Origin of the sequence: Enterobacter sp. HK-058-C-ECC (assembly GCF_047531125.1) — a bacterium.
GTDB classification, from domain to species: domain Bacteria; phylum Pseudomonadota; class Gammaproteobacteria; order Enterobacterales; family Enterobacteriaceae; genus Enterobacter; species Enterobacter quasiroggenkampii.
Map to the genome: position 1 here is coordinate 20,778 of NZ_JBLKCH010000013.1, position 20,938 is coordinate 41,715.

General features: G+C 56.0%; 19 protein-coding genes. 12 read left to right on the plus strand and 7 right to left on the minus strand.

Going from position 1 to position 20,938, the window contains the following annotated elements; all coding sequences use genetic code 11:
- Positions 1-191: 191 nt before the first annotated feature.
- The 3 genes from metF to metB form a co-directional block, all read right to left on the minus strand.
- Positions 192-1,082, minus strand: coding sequence for a methylenetetrahydrofolate reductase (metF, locus tag ACMWJS_RS19590; protein WP_024909186.1), 891 nt, complete (start codon positions 1,080-1,082; stop codon positions 192-194).
- A 226-nt stretch (positions 1,083-1,308) separates the two neighbouring features.
- Positions 1,309-3,741, minus strand: coding sequence for a bifunctional aspartate kinase/homoserine dehydrogenase II (locus ACMWJS_RS19595; protein ID WP_008501797.1), 2,433 nt, complete (start codon positions 3,739-3,741; stop codon positions 1,309-1,311).
- 2 nt (positions 3,742-3,743) lie between these two features.
- Positions 3,744-4,904 (minus strand): cystathionine gamma-synthase, encoded by a 1,161-nt coding sequence (metB, locus tag ACMWJS_RS19600; RefSeq protein WP_045909121.1) that lies wholly within the window; start codon positions 4,902-4,904, stop codon positions 3,744-3,746.
- Positions 4,905-5,180: 276 nt separating this feature from the next.
- Between metB and metJ the strand changes: the two genes are divergently transcribed.
- Positions 5,181-5,498: a met regulon transcriptional regulator MetJ gene (gene metJ, locus ACMWJS_RS19605; protein WP_003862042.1), complete on the plus strand. Its 318-nt coding sequence runs from the start codon at positions 5,181-5,183 to the stop codon at positions 5,496-5,498.
- Between the two features lie 41 nt (positions 5,499-5,539).
- Here metJ and ACMWJS_RS19610 read toward each other — a convergent pair whose 3' ends face one another.
- Together ACMWJS_RS19610 and rpmE are read right to left on the minus strand one after the other, a co-directional pair.
- Positions 5,540-6,220, minus strand: a complete 681-nt coding sequence (locus ACMWJS_RS19610; RefSeq protein WP_028015662.1) for an oligogalacturonate-specific porin KdgM family protein — start codon at positions 6,218-6,220, stop codon at positions 5,540-5,542.
- Between the two features lie 312 nt (positions 6,221-6,532).
- Positions 6,533-6,745, minus strand: a complete 213-nt coding sequence (gene rpmE / locus ACMWJS_RS19615; protein ID WP_003862040.1) for a 50S ribosomal protein L31 — start codon at positions 6,743-6,745, stop codon at positions 6,533-6,535.
- A 200-nt stretch (positions 6,746-6,945) separates the two neighbouring features.
- Here rpmE and priA point away from each other — a divergent pair, with 200 nt between their 5' ends.
- The 7 genes from priA to rraA all read left to right on the plus strand — a co-directional run bounded on the left by priA (position 6,946) and on the right by rraA (position 14,902).
- Entirely contained in the window at positions 6,946-9,141 is a 2,196-nt protein-coding gene (gene priA / locus ACMWJS_RS19620; protein ID WP_414747444.1) for a primosomal protein N', read from the plus strand.
- 119 nt (positions 9,142-9,260) lie between these two features.
- Positions 9,261-10,286, plus strand: coding sequence for a DNA-binding transcriptional regulator CytR (gene cytR / locus ACMWJS_RS19625; RefSeq protein ID WP_021242811.1), 1,026 nt, complete (start codon positions 9,261-9,263; stop codon positions 10,284-10,286).
- Positions 10,287-10,379: 93 nt separating this feature from the next.
- Positions 10,380-11,366 (plus strand): cell division protein FtsN, encoded by a 987-nt coding sequence (ftsN, locus tag ACMWJS_RS19630; protein WP_414747445.1) that lies wholly within the window; start codon positions 10,380-10,382, stop codon positions 11,364-11,366.
- Between the two features lie 94 nt (positions 11,367-11,460).
- On the plus strand, positions 11,461-11,991 hold the full coding sequence (hslV, locus tag ACMWJS_RS19635; protein WP_008501802.1) for an ATP-dependent protease subunit HslV: 531 nt from the start codon (positions 11,461-11,463) through the stop codon (positions 11,989-11,991).
- Positions 11,992-12,000: 9 nt separating this feature from the next.
- Positions 12,001-13,335 (plus strand): HslU--HslV peptidase ATPase subunit, encoded by a 1,335-nt coding sequence (hslU, locus tag ACMWJS_RS19640; protein ID WP_008501803.1) that lies wholly within the window; start codon positions 12,001-12,003, stop codon positions 13,333-13,335.
- Positions 13,336-13,403: 68 nt separating this feature from the next.
- A complete protein-coding gene (gene menA / locus ACMWJS_RS19645) occupies positions 13,404-14,324 on the plus strand; it encodes a 1,4-dihydroxy-2-naphthoate polyprenyltransferase (RefSeq protein ID WP_008501804.1) in 921 nt (306 codons plus the stop codon).
- Between the two features lie 92 nt (positions 14,325-14,416).
- Positions 14,417-14,902: a ribonuclease E activity regulator RraA gene (rraA, locus tag ACMWJS_RS19650; RefSeq protein WP_023309687.1), complete on the plus strand. Its 486-nt coding sequence runs from the start codon at positions 14,417-14,419 to the stop codon at positions 14,900-14,902.
- Positions 14,903-15,470: 568 nt separating this feature from the next.
- On the opposite strand, the gene zapB is transcribed toward rraA, so the two are convergent.
- Positions 15,471-15,710, minus strand: coding sequence for a septal ring assembly protein ZapB (gene zapB / locus ACMWJS_RS19655; protein ID WP_010436935.1), 240 nt, complete (start codon positions 15,708-15,710; stop codon positions 15,471-15,473).
- Positions 15,711-16,120: 410 nt separating this feature from the next.
- Here zapB and ACMWJS_RS19660 point away from each other — a divergent pair, with 410 nt between their 5' ends.
- The 4 genes from ACMWJS_RS19660 to fpr all read left to right on the plus strand — a co-directional run bounded on the left by ACMWJS_RS19660 (position 16,121) and on the right by fpr (position 20,452).
- Positions 16,121-16,966, plus strand: a complete 846-nt coding sequence (locus tag ACMWJS_RS19660; RefSeq protein WP_014885705.1) for an MIP/aquaporin family protein — start codon at positions 16,121-16,123, stop codon at positions 16,964-16,966.
- A 21-nt stretch (positions 16,967-16,987) separates the two neighbouring features.
- Positions 16,988-18,496, plus strand: a complete 1,509-nt coding sequence (gene glpK, locus ACMWJS_RS19665; protein ID WP_014885706.1) for a glycerol kinase GlpK — start codon at positions 16,988-16,990, stop codon at positions 18,494-18,496.
- A 102-nt stretch (positions 18,497-18,598) separates the two neighbouring features.
- The gene (gene glpX, locus ACMWJS_RS19670) at positions 18,599-19,609 is read left to right on the plus strand and encodes a class II fructose-bisphosphatase (protein ID WP_167215576.1); all 1,011 of its coding nucleotides are present in this window, start codon (positions 18,599-18,601) and stop codon (positions 19,607-19,609) included.
- A 96-nt stretch (positions 19,610-19,705) separates the two neighbouring features.
- Entirely contained in the window at positions 19,706-20,452 is a 747-nt protein-coding gene (gene fpr / locus ACMWJS_RS19675; protein WP_414747446.1) for a ferredoxin--NADP(+) reductase, read from the plus strand.
- Here the strand turns inward: fpr and ACMWJS_RS19680 are convergent, their stop codons facing one another.
- Positions 20,453-20,872: a DUF805 domain-containing protein gene (locus tag ACMWJS_RS19680; protein ID WP_023293600.1), complete on the minus strand. Its 420-nt coding sequence runs from the start codon at positions 20,870-20,872 to the stop codon at positions 20,453-20,455. It lies immediately after the preceding gene.
- Positions 20,873-20,938 lie beyond the last annotated feature (66 nt).

Here is a 20,938-nt window from a genome sequence, read left to right on the forward strand (position 1 = left end):
AGTGTTACCGTTACGATATACGCCCTTGTTGATAAGGTATAGTTGAGATAACCCACAGATTCGATAGTTAAATCCGTTTAATTTCCCATGGAAAATACATGAGTTTTGTACGTTAAAGGCAGCATTGCTGATATGGCAGGAAAATAAAACCCTTATAAATCAAAAAACCCTCCGAAGAGGGCTCTTTTTTGTTACACGCCTGGTCTAACGCCGAGCGTGTGGCATATGGCGTAACTCATCTCAGCACGGTTCAGCGTGTAGAAGTGGAAATCCTTCACCCCTTCACGACTTAAGATCTTCACCATGTCCATCGCGATGTTTGCGCCCACCAGCTTGCGTGTTTCCGGGTCATCGTCCAGCCCCTCGTACATTTTAGACATCCAAAGCGGAATACGCACATTGGTCATATCAGCAAATTTCTTCGCCTGTTTGAAGTTAGAGACCGGCAGAATACCCGGGATAATTTCAACGTCGATGCCCGCGGAAACGCAGCGGTCACGGAAGCGCAGATAGCTTTCTACATCAAAGAAGAACTGGGTAATGGCGCGGTTCGCGCCGGCATCCACCTTACGCTTGAGGTTAAGCAGATCCGCCTGGGCGCTTTTCGCTTCCGGATGAACCTCAGGATAGGCGGCAACGGAGATATCAAAGTCAGCCACGCCCTTCAACAGCCCAACCAGATCGGCGGCATACATGTCCGGCTTACCGCTGCCCGGCGGCAGATCGCCGCGCAGCGCAACAATATGCCGAATGCCGTTATTCCAGTAATCCTGGGCGATGGCACGCAGCTCGTCGCGGGTGGCGTCGATACAGGTGAGATGCGGCGCCGCTTCCAGACCGGTACGATCTTTGATGCCTTTAATGATGCTGTGGGTACGGTCACGCTCGCCGGAGTTCGCACCGTAGGTCACGGAGACAAACTTCGGTTTCAGGCTGCTGAGACGATCGATAGAGCTCCACAGGGTTTGCTCCATTTCACTGGTGCGCGGCGGGAAAAATTCAAAAGAGACGTTAATCTGGCCGTTTACTTCGGCCAGGCTCTGGTTCAGTGCTTCCCGCTGGTTGGCGTGAAAAAAGCTCATACCCTACCCCTATCAATCGCGTGTCATTATCTGTTGTGTTGTGAACTTCTATACGTTTAGACGTCCAGATGTAAAAATGACGGAAAAGCGGAGGGACGTCAATAGAAATAATCAACAATAACGGTGAGGTTTGCTCAGGGAAGATGAGGGAAATTCATGATGGGGGTGAGTGCATTAGACTGCACTCACCCTAACCCTCTCCCACAGGGAGAGGGAAATTGAGTTTTTACAGCAGCTTAGCCAGACGGTTGATGTCGGACTGGATGGCCCCGGCGGTAACGTCGCGCCCGGCGCCCGGACCGCGGATCACCAGCGGGTTATCACGGTACCAGCGGCTTTCGATGGCGAAGACGTTATCGCACGGCAGCAGCGCCGCCAGCGGATGTTCAGGACGCACCGCCTCGACACCGACTCGCGCTTTTCCGTTGGCCTCGAAACGCGCCACGTATCGCAGCACCAGCCCCATCTCGTTCGCGGCTTCCAGACGCTGCACCATCTGCTCGTTAAGCTCTTCCCCATTTTCAAAGAAATGGTCCACAGAACCTTCTTCACAACCGGCAGGCACCAGCGACTCGACGCGGACGGAATCCGGTTCGATGTCATAACCCGCTTCACGCGCCAGGATCACCAGCTTGCGCATCACGTCTTTACCGGAGAGGTCAACGCGCGGATCGGGTTCCGTTAAGCCCTGCTGCCACGCCTGATCCACCAGGTCGGTGAACGGTACGGTGCCGTCAAACTGCAGGAACAGCCAGGAGAGCGTACCGGAGAAGATACCGCTCAGCGCCAGAATGCTGTCGCCGCTTTCAATCAGGTCGCGCACGGTGTGGTTTACCGGCAGGCCCGCACCCACGGTGGCGTTATACAGCCAGTGACGACCGGTTTTTTCAAACGCGTCGTGGATCTGGCGGTATTTGTCGGTGCTGCTTGCCCCCGCCAGCTTGTTGGCGCTGATGACGTGGAAACCGTGGCTGGCGAAATCAAGATACTGATCGGCAAGCTGTTCGCTGGCGGTAACGTCCAGCACCACCAGATCGTCATACGGGTGCGCACGCATCCACAGGAACAGCGACTCTTCATCCTGCTCGACGGCTTCATCATTAAAGAAGGCAAGCGCGCGGCTGGCATCCAGCCCTTCGTAGTTCAGCAGGCTGCGGCGGCTGTCCACCACGCCTGCGAGAATGAATTCGAACCCGGTACGCGCCGAAAGCGTGACCTGTTCGCGGGCAAACAGCTCCAGCCAGCGGGAACCGATGTTGCCTTTACCAAACAGCACCAGGCCGATGCGTTTTTCCGCGCGGAACAGCGAGGTATGCAGACCCTGAATCAGGCTTTCGGTTGGCCCTTTGCGCAGAACGGCCACCAGGCTAATGCCCTCTTCCGATTGCCAGGTAAATTCCACCGGCTGGCCTTTCAGCTGCTGCCAGAAGCGGTGGCAGTGCAGCGGGTTACGGGTGACGCCCGCGCCCACCATCGCCACCAGCGCCAGCCCCTGACGCAGGCGAAGCTCGCCCGGCAGGCCGGCTTCATCCAGAATTTTCAGGGCGCTGTCCGCCACTTCTGCGGTATAGCAGAACTGCAGCAGCTGGCGGTCATTGTGAACACCCACGGCCAGCGGACGCACCTGGGCGCGTTTCAGGATCGTGTCGATCTCTTTATGCGCCAGCCTGAAGTCCTGGCCCGCAGGAACCTGGAATTCAATCAGGCAGATGTCGTCGTGGCTGGTGACAATACGCGCCCCGGTACCGGACGCCAGCACGCGCTCAATGCGCGTGGAGCCTTGATCCGGGGTGTAGCTGCAGCGCAGCTGGAGGTCGATATCACTGCCGGAAACCGGCTGCAGGGTGCGCGCGTGCAGCACTGGTGCGGCCAGACGCGCCAGTTCGCTGGCTTCATCCAGGCGCAGCAGCGGCAGCAGGCAGGCATCTTTTACTTTGCGCGGGTCCGCGCTGTAAACACCGGCCACGTCGCTCCAGATGGTGACGCGGGACACGCCCGCCAGCGCACCGATTTGCGTTGCCGAGTAGTCGGAGCCGTTACGGCCCAGCAGCACGGTTTCACCCGCGTTGCTGCGGCTGATAAAGCCGGTAACCACAATGCGTTTACCCGGATGCTGCACCAGCAGCTGTTGCAGCAGCGGGTAGGATAGGCCTTCATCCACCTGTGGTTGCGCGGCGCGTTCGGCGCGCAGGAAATCACGCGCGTCGAGCCAGGCGGCGTCCACACCCAGGTGTTGCAGAACCGCAGCCATCAGGCGCGCGGACCACACTTCACCGTGCCCCACCACTTCGGCATACACCGCATCGGTAATGCCGCTGTCCAGCAGGGCGGCCAGACGCTCAAGGTCATGCGTGAAGGCGCTGATCAGCCCGTCCGCTACGTCCGCAGGCAGCAAGCCAGCAATCAGCTCGCTCTGGTAACGACGTAAGGACTGTTGCACCTGATGCGCAGAAAGGCGATCGGTCTGGCTCAGTTTCAGCCAGCTAATCAACTGGTTGGTGGTACTGCCCGCCGCCGAGACAACCATCATGTCACCCGGCTGTGAATATTCCGTCATGATCCCTGCGACACGCAGGTAACATTTCACATCAGCAAGACTACTACCACCAAACTTGTGCAGTTGACGACCCTTCGCCCCTGCCTGCGCTATCACACTCATGATTACCCCTTGGCTGCGATCCGGAAGCCATTTTCCAGATCGGCAATTAAATCTTCAGAATCTTCAATACCGGTTGAGATCCGCAACAGCGTCTCAGAAATACCGGCGGCGGCACGTGCTTCGGGTGCCATTCCTGCGTGCGTCATGGTCGCGGCGTGGGAGATCAAGCTTTCAACCCCACCTAAAGATTCCGCCAGCGTAAACAATGACAGCCCGCTCAGGAAGCGACGCAGCGTTTGCTCGTCACCGTCCAGTTCAAAACTTAACATCGCGCCAAACCCTTTCTGCTGGCGCGCGGCAATCTCGTGCCCCTGATTTTCCGGCAGCGACGGGTGATACAGCTTCTTCACCAGCGGCTGGGTTTTCAGGAAGTCGACAATCGCCTGAGCATTGCGCTGCGCCACGTCCATGCGCGGCGACAGCGTGCGGATACCGCGCAACAGCAGGTAGCTGTCGAAGGCGCCTGCGGTGACGCCAATATTATTGGCCCACCATGCCAGTTCGGTGACAACATCCGGATCTTTGGCAATCACCACGCCTGCTACCACGTCAGAATGGCCGTTCAGATATTTAGTGCATGAATGCAATACCAGATCGGCACCCAGTGCGAGTGGGTTCTGAAGGGCCGGACTGAGGAACGTATTATCCACTACACTTATCGCTCCCGCATCCCTTGCGAGCTGACAAATTTTCGCAATATCGACAACGCGCAACAATGGATTGCTTGGACTTTCTACCAGAACTAGCTTCGGTTTCTCTGCCAGCGCCTGTTTCAGCGCCTGTTCGTCGTTTTGATCGACAAACAATACGCGATAGCAGCCGCGTTTCGCCAGGCTATCAAACAGGCGATAGCTGCCGCCGTAGCAATCGTGCGGCGCAACCAGCAGGTCGCCTGGTTTCAGGAACACGGTGGTCACCAGGTGAATGGCGGACATCCCCGTGTTGGTTAACACAGCACCTGCGCCACCTTCCAGTTCGGCCAGCGCGCGCTGGGTCACGTCACGCGTAGGGTTGCCACGACGCGAGTAATCATGCGCGCGGGGTTCATTAAATCCGGTGAAGTTGTAAGTACTGGAAAGATGAATGGGCGGGACAACGCAGCCGTACTGCTCGTCATCATTTAATCCGCTACGCACTGCGATAGTGGCCTGTTTACGCGTCATGGTGAGGGCTTCCTGGCGAATGAGGTGAAAAGTCAGGCACCAGAGTAAACACTGAAAGTATGGACGTCAATACATCTGGACATCTAAACTTCTTTGCGTATAGATTGAGCAATGCGCAAATAGCCGTTAAAATTATATGCTTTAGTGCACGCTGCAGCGGCAATATCCGTGCCACGGTATCGTCTCTACGGTAAACTAAGCAAGATTGCGGTTCAAAACGGGTGGTTACCGGTTTTGCACCTTTAAATAAATGACTGAGAGGATTAAAGGTATCTCATGGCTGAATGGAGCGGCGAATATATCAGCCCATACGCTGAGCACGGTAAGAAGAGTGAGCAAGTAAAGAAAATTACGGTTTCCATTCCTCTGAAGGTGTTGAAGATCCTCACCGATGAACGTACGCGTCGTCAGGTGAATAACCTGCGCCACGCAACCAACAGCGAACTGCTGTGCGAAGCGTTTCTGCATGCGTTTACCGGTCAACCGTTGCCGAACGATGACGATCTGCGCAAAGAGCGTAGTGACGAAATCCCGGAAGAGGCGAAAGTAATCATGCGTGAACTGGGTATTGACCCGGAGACGTGGGAATACTAACTGCGGTGTGATCCCGCTGAGGTGACTCAGCGGGATAGTTTTTAGAAGTTGTAGCCTAAACCCACGCGCAGACGCGTCTGGCGATCGTCGCTGGTCGCGGTGTTATAGCCGGAAGAGACATTGCCCACTTCGATAAACGGGATCCACGAGTCGATGTTATACGCCACGCGGAAGTTATATTCGTAATCTTCTTTTTTATTGTTATACAGGTCTTCGTTATCGGCGAATTTATAAATGCCGTTTAACTCGAACATCCAGCTATCAATATTATAACCTAACCACACTTCCGGACGATAAACCATACGGTCATCTTTACCGTCAGCATTACGGCGAGTGTACTCCGTACGATAACGAAACGCCGTCCACCAGCTGTCATTAATATTATACTGTACGCGCAGATAAGGCTTATAGATGGCCATGTCATCACCCATTTCAACGGCGACGCCCGGCTGCCATATAAAACCTTGCCAGGTAAATTGATAGCTTGCGGTATATTCGTTGCTGTTACTTTCCATATTATTAAGCGCGTCGTTAGACTGCTTGTTATCGGAGCGCGATACCGCCTCAACCGCTACGCCAAAGCCGGTGCCAAAGCGGTGTGACATGTATACACGGTCATAGTTACGCCCATCGTCGTAATACTCGTGTCGGTAATCCACATATCCCGCCTGCGCCGCGCACGATATTAACGGAAGCACAAATAAGACTTGCTTCAATTTCATAACAGTTCCCTCGAAGTAAATGCGCCCTGAAAGCCACCTTGTCGTAATGGCGAATAAGAATGTATGACGGGCGAAGTGTAATTTTACGAAACGAGAGAAACCTTTTAATTTTTGACACACTCATTAAAAGGTGGCAAAGAATTAAAGAAATGAGAGATGCAGTTCACTATCCGTTAAAGAATACATCAGACAAATATTTTAATACAATGATGCGTAATTAATTATTTTAGATAAAAATATCCAGGTGTGATTTATTCAGAAGGGATATAACAGGCACAAAAAAACCGCCCGTAGGCGGTTTTTTCTGGATGCTTATTTAGCGCCCGGGATGCTGAAACGCTTGTTGAAGCGGTCAACACGGCCACCGGTTGCAACATCACGCTGCTTACCAGTGTAGAACGGGTGGCATTTGCCGCACACGTCCAGGTTCAGATCGTGACCCACGGTAGAGCGGATCTGGATAGAGTTACCGCAAGAACAGTTTGCAGTAATCATTTCGTATTTCGGGTGAATATCTTTTTTCATGGGAGAACCTCAGTTAAGGCCGCGTCGCTCTTCCAGCCCTAACGCCAGACACCACGCGATGTTGATTGTAAGTTCTTTGGCGTAAAGTACACCAAAGGCGGCGAATCATACAGAATTTGACCAACGTATGCAAACTGATCCGCACGCCGCTTTTACTAATGTGTATACTAACGCGCCACTTTTCAAGTCAGGAAGATTCGATGCCCGTCGCTCACGTTGCCCTGCCCGTTCCGCTTCCCCGCACCTTTGACTATCTGCTGCCCGACAGTATGAACGCCAAAGCGGGCTGCCGCGTGACCGTGCCGTTTGGCAAACAGCAGCGCGTGGGGATCGTTGTCTCCGTCAGCGATAAAAGCGAACTGCCGCTTAACGAACTGAAATCGGTCGTTGAGGCGCTGGACAGCGAGCCTGTTTACTCCACCAGCACCTGGCGACTGCTGCTGTGGGCGGCAGATTATTATCATCACCCGATTGGCGACGTCCTGTTCCACGCCCTGCCAATGATGCTGCGTCAGGGCAAAAGCGCCAGCCACGCGCCGATGTGGTACTGGTTTGCCACAGAGGAAGGCCAGGCCGTCGACATCAACAGCCTGAAGCGTTCGCAGAAACAGCAGCAGGCGCTGGCGGCGCTGCGTCAGGGGAAAATCTGGCGACATCAGGTCGACGAGCTTGAGGTCAGCGAAACGGCGCTACAGGCATTGAGAAAGAAAGGGCTGAGCGACCTGGCAAGCGAAGCACCTGCCCTTTACGACTGGCGGGAAAATTTCTCCGTGTCAGGGGATCGCCTGCGTCTGAATACCGAGCAGGCCACCGCGGTAGGCGCGATTCATAGCGCCTCCGATCATTTCTCTGCCTGGCTGCTGGCGGGGGTCACCGGTTCCGGCAAGACCGAAGTTTACCTGAGCGTGCTGGAAAACGTGCTGGCGCAGGGTAAACAGGCGCTGGTGATGGTGCCGGAAATTGGCCTGACGCCGCAAACCATCGCCCGATTCCGCGAGCGCTTTAACGCGCCGGTTGAGGTTCTGCACTCCGGCCTGAACGACAGCGAGCGCCTCAGTGCCTGGTTGAAAGCGAAAAACGGCGAAGCGGCGATTGTGATTGGCACCCGTTCGTCGCTGTTCACGCCGTTTAAAAATCTTGGCGTAATCGTGATCGACGAAGAGCACGACAGCTCCTATAAACAGCAGGAAGGCTGGCGCTATCACGCCCGCGATCTGGCCGTCTACCGCGCGCACAGCGAGCAAATTCCTATTGTTTTGGGATCCGCCACGCCTGCGCTCGAAACGCTGCACAACGTGCGCCAGCGTAAATACCACATGCTGCGCCTGACGCGCCGGGCAGGGAATGCCCGCCCGGCCATTCAGCACGTGCTGGATCTGAAAGGTCAGCAGGTTCAGGCGGGGCTAGCGCCTGCGCTGATTACCCGCATGCGCCAGCATTTGCAGGCGGGGAATCAGGTCATTCTGTTCCTCAACCGTCGTGGATTTGCCCCCGCCCTGCTGTGCCACGACTGCGGCTGGATTGCCGAGTGCCCGCGCTGTGATCACTACTACACCTTCCATCAGGCCCAGCGGCATTTGCGCTGCCACCACTGCGACAGCCAGCGCCCGGTGCCGCGCCAGTGCCCGTCATGTGGTTCAACGCATATTGTGCCGGTCGGTCTGGGGACGGAACAGCTGGAACAGGCGCTTGGGCCCTTCTTCCCGGACGTGCCGATTTCGCGTATCGACCGGGACACCACCAGCCGCAAAGGCGCGCTGGAACAACAGCTGGCGGAAGTGCATCGCGGCGGCGCGCGCATCCTGATTGGCACCCAGATGCTGGCCAAGGGCCACCACTTCCCGGACGTGACGCTGGTCGCCCTGCTGGACGTGGACGGCGCGCTGTTCTCGGCAGATTTTCGTTCCGCCGAGCGCTTCGCACAGCTTTACACCCAGGTTGCCGGACGTGCAGGACGCGCCGGTAAACAGGGCGAAGTGGTGCTGCAAACACACCACCCGGAGCACCCGCTGCTGCAAACCCTGCTGCACAGAGGCTATGACGCCTTTGCAGAGCAGGCGCTGGCGGAACGCCAGACCATGCAACTGCCGCCGTGGACCAGCCACGTCATCATCCGCGCGGAAGATCATAACAACCAGCAGGCGCCACTTTTCCTGCAGCAGTTGAGAAACCTCCTGCAGGCCAGCCCGCTGGTGGATAACCAGCTGTGGATTTTGGGCCCGGTGCCTGCCCTCGCGCCAAAACGCGGCGGCCGTTTCCGCTGGCAGATCTTGCTCCAGCACCCCTCGCGTATTCGTCTTCAGCACATCGTCAGCGGTGCGCTGGTACTGATAAACACCTTGCCCGAAGCGCGAAAAGTGAAGTGGGTTCTGGACGTCGACCCTATCGAAGGCTGAAGCTGGATCGAAAAATTTAACGCTCCTCACACTTTTTATGAAAATTCTGTAACCGATTCCATTAACTATCTGTAAAAATGGTGATGTCAGAAGTTCGGTGTTCAGGCGAGGAGAAGACGTTGAAGTCCAGGAAAGAGGTTGCGACTGCGACCATGAAAGACGTTGCCCAGAAAGCACAGGTCTCTACGGCAACAGTATCCCGCGCATTAATGAACCCGGATAAAGTCTCCCAGGCGACCCGTAACCGGGTGGAGCAGGCTGCGCTTGAAGTGGGCTATTTTCCGCAGGCAATGGGGCGTAACGTCAAACGCAACGAGTCGCGCACCATCCTGGTGATTGTGCCGGACATCTGTGACCCTTTCTTTAGCGAGATTATCCGCGGTATTGAAGTCACCGCGGCGGAACAGGGGTATCTGGTGCTGATTGGCGACTGCGCCCACCAGAACCAGCAGGAAAAAACCTTCATCGACCTCATCATCACCAAGCAGATCGACGGCATGCTGCTGCTTGGCTCTCGCCTGCCGTTTGATGCCAGCATCGAAGAGCAGCGTAATTTACCGCCGATGGTCATGGCCAACGAGTTTGCGCCAGAGCTGGAGCTGCCGACGGTCCATATCGATAACCTTACCGCCGCGTTCAACGCCGTAAACTATCTCCAGGAGCTGGGGCATAAGCGTATTGGCTGCATCGCCGGGCCGGAAGAGATGCCGCTGTGTCACTACCGTTTGCAGGGCTACGTTCAGGCGCTGCGCCGGACCGGCGTTACCGTCGATCCGCACTACATTGCGCGCGGTGATTTTACCTTCGCAGCCGGTGGACAGGCGCTGGAGAAACTTCTGGATCTGCCTGAGCCGCCAACCGCCGTATTTTGTCACAGCGACGTGATGGCGCTGGGCGCATTATCGTATGCCAAACGCCGCGGTCTTCGCATACCGAAAGATTTATCCATCATCGGATTCGATAATATTTCGCTTTCGGAATTTTGCGATCCGCCGCTCTCAACGGTCGCTCAGCCGCGCTACCAAATCGGCCGCGAAGCGATGCTGCTTCTGCTGGATCAGCTTCACGGTCAAACAGTTAGCAGCGGATCACGGTTACTGGACTGCGAACTGATCGTCCGCGGCACGACCCAGGCATTGACTTAAAGTAAACGTCTTTCGGATACCCTTATCTGGTCAAAGCCCCGCCGCTTAAGTAACATGGCGGACTGACGAACGAATAAATACAGCGAAACGATAGTGGCACAACGAGATTATGTACGTCGCGGCCAGCCGGCACCTTCGCGACGCAAAAAGAGTAGCTCAAGAAAAAAGCAACGTAACCTGCCTGCTGTCTCGCCAGCAATGGTCGCTATTGCTGCGGCTGTAGTCGTCGCCTTTATTGGTGGCCTGTACTTTATCACGCACCATAAAAAAGAAGAGTCCGAGGCGCTTCAGGCCAGTAAAGTCGCCGGAAATGGCCTCCCTCCGAAGCCTGAAGAGCGCTGGCGCTATATCAAAGAGCTGGAGAGCCGTCAGCCTGGGGTGCGTGCGCCAACCGAACCTTCTGCGGGTGGTGAAGTGCAGAATGCGAATCAGCTGACGGATGAACAGCGTCAGCTGCTGGCACAAATGCAGGCCGATATGCGCCAGCAGCCTACGCAGCTGAACGAAGTGCCGTGGAATGAGCAGACGCCGGAACAGCGTCAGCAAACGCTGCAGCGTCGCCAGGCACAACAGCAGATTCAGCAGCAACAGCAGTGGGCGCAAACTCAGCCGGTACAGCAGCCTAAGGCACAGCCGCGGGTCACGGAACAACCGTATCAGCAGCCGACGCGTACGGTGCAGTCTCAACCTGTCCAGCAGCCTAAAACGCAGCCGCAGAAGCAGGCGGCTCAGCCGTATCAGGATCTGCTCCAGACGCCAGCGCATACCACCGCCCAGCAGCCGAAAACGCAGCAGGCCGCGCCGGTAACGAAAGAGACCGAAGCGCCGAAGCAGACGGCGGAGAAAAAAGACGAACGTCGCTGGATGGTACAGTGCGGTTCGTTCAAAGGTGCGGAGCAGGCGGAAACGGTGCGCGCGCAGCTGGCCTTTGAAGGGTTTGATTCGCGTATTACCACCAATAACGGCTGGAATCGCGTGGTGATTGGTCCGGTCAAAGGCAAAGAAAATGCCGATGGCACCCTTTCTCGTTTGAAAATCGCCGGTCACACAAACTGCATTCGACTCGCCTCCGGGGGTTGAAACCCCCAAATTCCCCCCCATCTATCATTTAATTCAGCCCTGAGCACAGGCTCAGGGCTTCTGTTTCCCGATTCTGTAACCAGGGGGTCTGCTCGTGACAACAATAGTAAGTGTACGCCGTAACGGCCATGTGGTAATCGCCGGTGATGGCCAGGCCACGCTGGGTAATACCGTCATGAAAGGCAACGTGAAGAAAGTGCGTCGTCTCTACAACGACAAAGTGATCGCCGGCTTTGCAGGCGGCACGGCGGATGCCTTCACGCTGTTTGAACTGTTTGAACGTAAACTGGAAATGCACCAGGGTCATCTGGTGAAAGCCGCCGTTGAGCTGGCGAAAGACTGGCGTACCGACCGCATGCTGCGCAAGCTCGAAGCGCTGCTGGCGGTCGCCGATGAGACCGCATCGCTTATCATCACCGGTAACGGTGACGTGATTCAGCCGGAAAATGACCTGATTGCCATCGGCTCTGGCGGCCCTTATGCCCAGGCTGCTGCCCGCGCGCTGTTGGAAAATACCGACATGAACGCGCGTGATATCGCGGTGAAGGCGTTGGATATTGCAGGTGATATCTGCATCTATACCAACCACAACCACACCATCGAAGAATTGACCTCCAAAGCGTAAGGATCTCCCATGTCTGAAATGACCCCACGCGAAATTGTCAGCGAACTGAACAAACACATTATCGGCCAGGATAACGCCAAGCGCTCCGTGGCTATCGCCCTGCGTAACCGCTGGCGTCGTATGCAGCTTGACGAAGAGCTGCGCCACGAAGTTACGCCGAAAAACATTCTGATGATCGGCCCGACCGGCGTCGGTAAAACCGAAATCGCCCGTCGTCTGGCGAAGCTGGCTAACGCGCCGTTCATCAAAGTTGAAGCCACCAAGTTCACCGAAGTGGGCTATGTGGGTAAAGAAGTGGACTCCATCATCCGCGATCTGACCGACTCGGCGATCAAAATGGTGCGCGTCCAGGCGATTGAGAAAAACCGCTATCGCGCGGAAGAGATGGCCGAAGAGCGCATTCTCGACGTGCTGATCCCGCCGGCAAAAAACAACTGGGGTCAGGCTGAACAGCAGGCGGAACCGTCTGCTGCACGTCAGGCGTTCCGCAAAAAACTGCGCGAAGGCCAGCTGGATGACAAAGAGATTGAGATCGATCTCGCTGCCGCGCCAATGGGTGTGGAAATCATGGCGCCTCCGGGCATGGAAGAGATGACCAGCCAGCTGCAGTCCATGTTCCAGAACCTGGGCGGTCAGAAGCAAAAAACGCGTAAGCTGAAAATCAAAGACGCGATGAAGCTGCTGATTGAAGAAGAAGCGGCGAAGCTGGTGAATCCGGAAGAGCTGAAGCAGGACGCTATCGACGCGGTTGAGCAGCACGGCATCGTGTTTATCGACGAAATCGACAAAATTTGTAAGCGCGGCGGCAACAGCTCCGGCCCGGACGTGTCCCGCGAAGGCGTTCAGCGCGACCTGCTGCCGCTGGTTGAAGGCTGCACCGTCTCCACCAAGCACGGCATGGTGAAAACGGACCACATCCTGTTTATCGCATCAGGTGCCTTCCAGGTTGCCAGCCCGTCGGATCTGATCCCGGAACTGCAGGGCCGTCTGCCTATCCGCGTTGAGCTGCAGGCGCTGACCACCGAAGATTTCGAGCGTATCCTGACCGAGCCAAACGCCTCTGCGACCGTACAGTACAAAGCGCTGATGGCGACCGAAGGCGTGAACCTCGAGTTCACCGAAGACGGTATCAAACGTATTGCCCAGGCTGCATGGCAGGTGAACGAAACCACCGAAAACATCGGTGCGCGTCGTCTGCATACCGTGCTGGAACGCCTGGTGGAAGATATCTCTTACGACGCGAGCGACCTGAACGGTCAAACCGTTACCATTGACGCAGAATATGTGAGTAAACATCTGGATGCGTTAGTGGCAGATGAAGATCTGAGCCGTTTTATCCTATAATCGCGGTTACTGGATTCTCATCACGTTTAATGGGGGCTAATGCCCCCATTTTTATTGGCTAAATACTTATGACTGACATCAGCCGTACGCAGGCGTGGCTCGAAAGTCTGCGCCCTAAAACACTCCCTCTGGCCTTCGCCGCGATTATCGTCGGTACGGCGCTTGCCTGGTGGCAGGGTTATTTCGATCCGCTGGTCGCCGCGCTGGCATTGATTACCGCCGGCCTGCTGCAAATTCTCTCCAACCTCGCCAACGACTACGGCGACGCGGTGAAAGGCAGCGACAAACCTGACCGTATCGGGCCGCTGCGTGGAATGCAAAAAGGGGTGATTACCCAGGCGCAGATGAAGCGCGCGCTGATCATCACCGTGGTGCTGATCTGTTTATCGGGTCTGGCGCTGGTGACGGTGGCGTCTAAGACTCCCAGCGATTTCATTGGTTTTCTGGTGCTGGGCTTATTGGCCATTATCGCGGCCATCACCTACACCGTCGGTACGCGACCTTACGGTTATATTGGGCTCGGTGATATCTCCGTCCTGGTTTTCTTCGGCTGGCTGAGCGTCATGGGAAGCTGGTACTTACAGGCGCATACGGTGATCCCTGCCCTGTTCCTGCCTGCGACCGCCTGCGGTCTGCTGGCGACAGCGGTGCTCAACATCAACAACCTGCGCGACATCGACAGCGATCGCGAGAACGGTAAAAACACCCTGGCGGTCCGTCTGGGGCCAGTGAATGCGCGTCGTTACCATGCCTGTCTGCTGATGGGGGCCCTGGTCTGCCTGGCGTTGTTTAACCTGATTTCCCTGCACAGTCTGTGGGGCTGGCTGTTTGTGCTTGCCGCGCCGCTGCTGATTAAGCAGGCCCGTTTTGTGATGCGTGAACGTAGCCCGGCCGCCATGCCGCCGATGCTGGAGCGCACCGTAAAAGGCGCGCTGCTGACTAACCTGTTGTTCGTCATCGGGATTGTCTTAAGCCAGACGCTCAGTTAGCTGACAAATATCAATTAACAATTGATGATTTTGCCAACAACGCATTTCGCACGATATACTGAACACATTCGCAGCAACTGAGCGTTAAACCTATGAAATACGATACCTCCGAGCTTTGTGACATCTACCAGGAAGATGTCAACGTCGTTGAACCGCTGTTCTCCAACTTTGGTGGGCGGTCGTCGTTTGGCGGACAGATCGTCACGGTGAAATGTTTCGAGGATAACGGGTTGTTGTACGATCTGCTCGAACAGAACGGCCGCGGCCGCGTACTGGTGGTCGATGGCGGCGGTTCCGTGCGGCGCGCATTGATTGATGCTGAGCTGGCTGGTATTGCCGTGCAGAACGAGTGGGAAGGCCTTGTGGTGTACGGTTCCGTGCGTCAGGTGGACGATCTGGAAGACCTCGATATCGGGATTCAGGCCATCGCGGCCATACCGGTAGGGGCGGCGGGTGACGGTATCGGCGAAAGCGACGTGCGCGTTAACTTCGGCGGCGTGACCTTCTTCTCCGGCGACCATCTCTACGCCGATAATACCGGCATTATCCTTTCCGAAGATCCGCTGGATATCGAGTAATAAAACCGTAAGCGTGGACCATAAAAAAAACCGCCAACAGCAATGTGGCGGTTTTTTTGTCCCTCGGGATTCGCGGTCCGTTGGGAGGATTTACAGCTCCACACCAGGGACTTTTATCATACCTCTCAATAAATGGCAGGCAATCCCTTAAACCCTTTATAAAATCCTAATTTTATTTGCACATCTTAACGGCGAGGCTGATGTTAACTATGATGCTGCGTCCCTTTCCGCCATCTCGCAAATGGGCATCGGTCCAGGGAAAGGTGTATTCACAACCGTAAAACAGCCCACACCAGGGCTTGTGTCCACCGACTTATCACCGGTGGTGAACGGTGGAGCGGTTAGCTGCAGGGACCGCATAATGAAACGCTATTTATGTATCGCGTTCATTGTCGCCAGCGTACTCGTTGTAAAGAGTGATGAACCGAATGTGTTCGTTGCTTTTGCTATGACAGCGCAGGACAAGTAGCGTTAAGGCCGCCTCGGGCGGCCTTTTTTATAACTGGCATAAAAAAAGCCGGGTAGCGGCATCGCCTTACCCGGCCTGTTCAGTTCATCCCAATGGGAATCAGACTTCTTCCATACGTCCCAGCAGCGCCTGCAGGCGATCCTGCCAGCCGTTCTGCTGTTCGCGCAGCTGGTTGTTTTCGCGCTCCAGTTCTTCGCGGCCGTGCTGCGCGTTCTGTACTTCCTGCGCCAGGCTGTTGTTCTTCTCTTTCAGCTCTTCAATTTCCATCTGCAGCAGGGTGATGGTGTCAATCGCCTGCTGTACTTTCGATTCCAGTTTCTCAAACACTTCTAAAGACATGATGCTACCTCTCCTGAATTGCAAGGCGACGCTTTAACATAAACGCGCACGACATATACCGTCGATTGTATGGAGCGCGGCGCTCTGTGTCCAGCGACACACCGCGCAGATCGCGGTTTGCAACACTTTTAGGTCTGGTCCTGGTGCGTTCGCGTCATATCCCCCTAAATTGTTAACTCATTCGTTAATGAAATGATTCAGCTCTCATTCCTGTACCGATCCTGTACTGCTGTAAAAATGTGCTTTATGGCGCGAAAACGCTCATTTTATTGACACAGACCACACATTTTGATTTCGATATTTCTCGTTTTTGCTCGTTAACGATAAATTAACACTATGTCTACAGGGCATCGTGGCTGTCACGGGCGGCCATGCTAACAATAAACATCAATTTCTTCAGGATTCCGATTATGAGTCAGACATCAACCTTAAAAGGCCAGTGCATTGCCGAGTTCCTTGGTACCGGGTTGTTGATATTCTTCGGAGTGGGCTGTGTCGCTGCACTGAAAGTGGCGGGTGCCAGTTTTGGTCAGTGGGAAATCAGTATCATCTGGGGTCTGGGCGTGGCGATGGCCATCTACCTGACTGCAGGGGTTTCTGGTGCACATCTTAACCCGGCGGTGACTATCGCACTGTGGCTGTTCGCGTGCTTCGACGGACGCAAAGTAGTTCCTTTCATTCTTTCTCAGTTTGCCGGCGCGTTTTGCGCAGCGGCGTTAGTTTACGGGCTTTATTACAATCTTTTCATCGACTTCGAACAGACGCATCATATGGTGCGCGGCAGTGTCGAAAGTCTGGATCTGGCAGGCATCTTCTCAACCTATCCAAACCCGCATATCAATTTTGTGCAGGCGTTCGCAGTTGAAATGGTGATTACCGCTATTCTGATGGGCGTTATCCTGGCGCTGACCGACGACGGAAACGGCATTCCGCGCGGCCCGCTGGCCCCTCTGCTGATTGGCCTGCTGATTGCGGTGATTGGCGCTTCCATGGGCCCGCTGACCGGCTTCGCGATGAACCCGGCACGTGATATCGGACCTAAAGCGTTCGCCTTTATCGCAGGCTGGGGCGACGTCGCCTTCACCGGCGGCAAAGACATTCCTTACTTCCTGGTACCGCTGTTTGCGCCAGTTGTCGGGGCTGCGCTGGGTGCGTTCAGCTACCGCAAATTAATTGGTCGCCATTTACCGTGCGACACCTGTGTGGAAGAGGAGAAGGAAACGACTTCTACCGCACAACAAAAAGCTTCGCTGTAATCTGACTACGGGACACATACCATGACCGAAAAAAAATATATCGTTGCGCTCGACCAGGGCACTACCAGCTCCCGCGCTGTCGTAATGGATCATGACGCGAACATCGTCAGCGTGTCACAGCGCGAATTTGAGCAAATTTACCCTCGTCCAGGCTGGGTCGAACACGACCCAATGGAGATCTGGGCGTCACAAAGCTCCACGCTGGTCGAAGTGCTGGCGAAAGCCGATATCAGTTCCGACGAGATTGCCGCGATTGGTATCACTAACCAGCGTGAAACGACGATTGTCTGGGAACGTGAAACCGGTAAGCCTATTTACAACGCCATCGTCTGGCAGTGCCGCCGTACCTCTGAGATTTGCGAACAGCTGAAGCGCGACGGCATGGAAGAGTACGTGCGCAGCGCCACCGGCCTGGTGGTTGACCCGTATTTCTCCGGCACCAAAGTGAAATGGATCCTCGACCATGTGGAAGGTTCACGTGAGCGTGCAAAGCGCGGCGAGCTGCTGTTCGGTACCGTTGACACCTGGCTTATCTGGAAGATGACCCAGGGACGCGTTCACGTCACCGACTACACCAACGCCTCGCGTACCATGCTGTTCAATATCAACACCCTGGAGTGGGATGACAAGATGCTGGACGCGCTGGATATCCCACGCGCGATGCTGCCTGAAGTGCGCAAGTCTTCTGAGGTATATGGCCAGACCAACATCGGCGGTAAAGGCGGCACCCGTATTCCTATCGCCGGTATCGCCGGTGACCAGCAGGCGGCGCTGTTCGGCCAGCTGTGCGTCAAGGAAGGGATGGCGAAGAACACCTACGGCACCGGCTGCTTTATGCTGATGAACACCGGCGAGAAAGCGGTGAAATCAGAAAACGGTCTGCTGACTACCATCGCCTGCGGCCCGCGCGGCGAAGTGAACTATGCCCTGGAAGGTGCGGTGTTCATGGCCGGCGCGTCTATCCAGTGGCTGCGTGACGAGATGAAGCTGATCAGCGATGCGTTCGACTCCGAGTACTTCGCGACCAAAGTGAAAGACACCAACGGCGTGTACGTGGTACCTGCGTTCACCGGTCTGGGCGCACCGTACTGGGACCCGTATGCACGCGGCGCGATTTTCGGTCTGACGCGTGGCGTGAATTCTAACCACATTATTCGCGCCACCCTGGAATCCATCGCCTACCAGACGCGCGACGTGCTGGAAGCGATGCAGGCGGACTCTGGCATTCGTCTGCACGCCCTGCGCGTGGACGGCGGTGCGGTCGCGAATAACTTCCTGATGCAGTTCCAGTCCGACATTCTGGGCACCCGCGTTGAGCGTCCTGAAGTGCGTGAAGTGACGGCGCTGGGCGCGGCGTACCTTGCCGGTCTGGCGGTAGGCTTCTGGCAGAACCTGGACGAGCTGCAGGAAAAAGCGGTGATCGAACGCGAATTCCGCCCGGGCATCGAAACCACCGAGCGTAACTTCCGCTACAGCGGCTGGAAGAAAGCGGTCAAACGCGCCCTGGCGTGGGAAGAGCACGACGAGTAAGACAAACTTATCCCTCTCCCCTTTGGGGAGAGGGGACTTAAAACCCCCCTCCCCACTCTGTGATAAACTTCGTGCAATTCCTTTTGATTGCACGAGTACCTCATGAAACGTGAACTTGCTATCGAGTTTTCCCGCGTCACCGAAGCGGCCGCCCTTGCAGGCTATAAATGGCTGGGTCGTGGTGACAAAAATACCGCCGACGGCGCAGCCGTCCATGCCATGCGCATTGTGCTTAACCAGGTCAACATCGACGGCACTATCGTGATCGGCGAAGGCGAGATCGACGAAGCGCCAATGCTCTATATCGGTGAAAAAGTCGGTACCGGCAAAGGTGATGCTGTGGATATCGCCGTCGACCCGATCGAAGGTACGCGCATGACGGCGATGGGTCAGGCCAACGCCCTGGCGGTGCTGGCCGTAGGCGATAAGGGCTGCTTCCTTAACGCGCCGGATATGTACATGGAAAAGCTGATTGTCGGTCCTGGCGCAAAAGGCGCAATCGACCTCAGCCTGCCGCTGGAAGAGAACCTGCGTAACGTCGCCAGCGCGCTGAACAAACCGCTGAGCGAACTCACCGTCACCATTCTGGCCAAACCGCGCCACGACGCCGCCATCGCGCAGATGCAAAAGCTCGGCGTGCGCGTGTTTGCCATTCCGGATGGTGACGTTGCCGCCTCGATCCTGACCTGCATGCCGGACAGCGAAGTGGACGTGCTGTACGGCATCGGCGGCGCACCGGAAGGCGTAGTCTCTGCGGCAGTGATCCGCGCGCTGGACGGCGATATGCAGGCTCGTCTGCTGCCCCGCCACGAGGTGAAAGGCGACAGCGAAGAGAACCGCCGTATCGGGGAAAACGAGCTGGCACGCTGCGAAGCGATGGGTATCGAGGCCAACAAAGTGCTGGCGCTACATGATATGGCCCGAAGCGATAACGTGGTCTTCTCGGCGACCGGTATCACCAAAGGCGATCTACTGGACGGCATCACCCGCAAGGGCAATATGGCGACCACCGAAACGCTGCTGATCCGCGGCAAATCGCGCACCATTCGCCGCATCCAGTCTATCCACTATCTCGACCGCAAAGACCCGGACGTACAGACGCACATTCTGTAAAACCGTTTGATCGATAGAGCTTTCCGGCCCAAATGGGCTGGAAATCTCCCCGTTAAGTACGGAAGATAGAACAGAGAAACAGCACAGGAGAAGATCATGGCGGACTGGGTAACAGGTAAAGTCACAAAGGTACAGTTCTGGACCGATGCGCTATTTAGTCTCACCGTGCATGCTCCCGTCCACCCGTTTAAAGCCGGGCAATTTGCGAAGCTGGGGCTGGATGTCGACGGCGAGCGCGTGCAGCGCGCCTACTCTTACGTTAACGCGCCTGATAACCCGGATCTCGAGTTCTATCTGGTCACCGTTCCTGACGGTAAACTCAGCCCGCGCCTTGCCGCCCTTAAGCCCGGCGACGAGGTGCAGATCGTAAGTGAAGCAGCAGGCTTCTTTGTGCTCGAAGAGATCCCGGATTGTGACACGCTCTGGATGCTGGCAACCGGCACGGCCATCGGTCCTTATCTCTCTATTTTGCAGTACGGCAAAGACCTCGAGCGCTTTAAAAACATCGTGCTGGTGCACGCCGCGCGCTACGCTGCAGACCTGAGCTACCTGCCGCAGATGCAGGTGCTGGAGCAGCAGTACGGCGGAAAGTTAAAGATTCAGACGGTGGTCAGCCGTGAAACCGTTGCAGGAACGCTGACCGGCCGCGTGCCGGCGCTTATTGAGAGTGGTGCCCTGGAAGAGGCGGTGGGTTTGCCGCTGAACGCTGAAACCAGCCACGTCATGCTGTGTGGCAACCCGCAGATGGTACGGGACACGCAGCAGCTTCTGAAGGATACCCGGCAGATGACGAAACATCTTCGCCGCCGGCCAGGCCATATGACCGCCGAACACTACTGGTGATCAGCGGTATTTCACCTCAACGGTGTCTTTACCGTATTTGTTTTCGCTCTGGGTGCCAATAAACGCGCCCAGATCGACAATCATCATCACGAAGATGACCGACGGTAGCAGCCTGCCCACAACCCACGGCAGGATGGAGGGCAGCATCGCCCAGTTTCCCGCCACCAGCATCCACGCCAGAATAATCAGAAATGCCCACGCGCCGGAACGTCCGCGATCGTGCAGGCGTTTCACGACGACAGCCGCCGTTGGCCAGAGCAGGCAGACCAGCGCGAAGGCCGCCGTTTGCGTGCTTAGCCATGCGTTATAGGCAACGAAAAACAGAAGCAGCATGGCGACAACCCACGTCACCATCCAGATCCAGAAATCACGGCGTCCAATACGCCCTTTGAATGAAAACAGCCACTGCTGTATGGTCATGTAAGGTTCCTTATTATCATATCGCGCGCATTTTACCCTGGAGTTGTGACCTTTTGACAAGCCGAC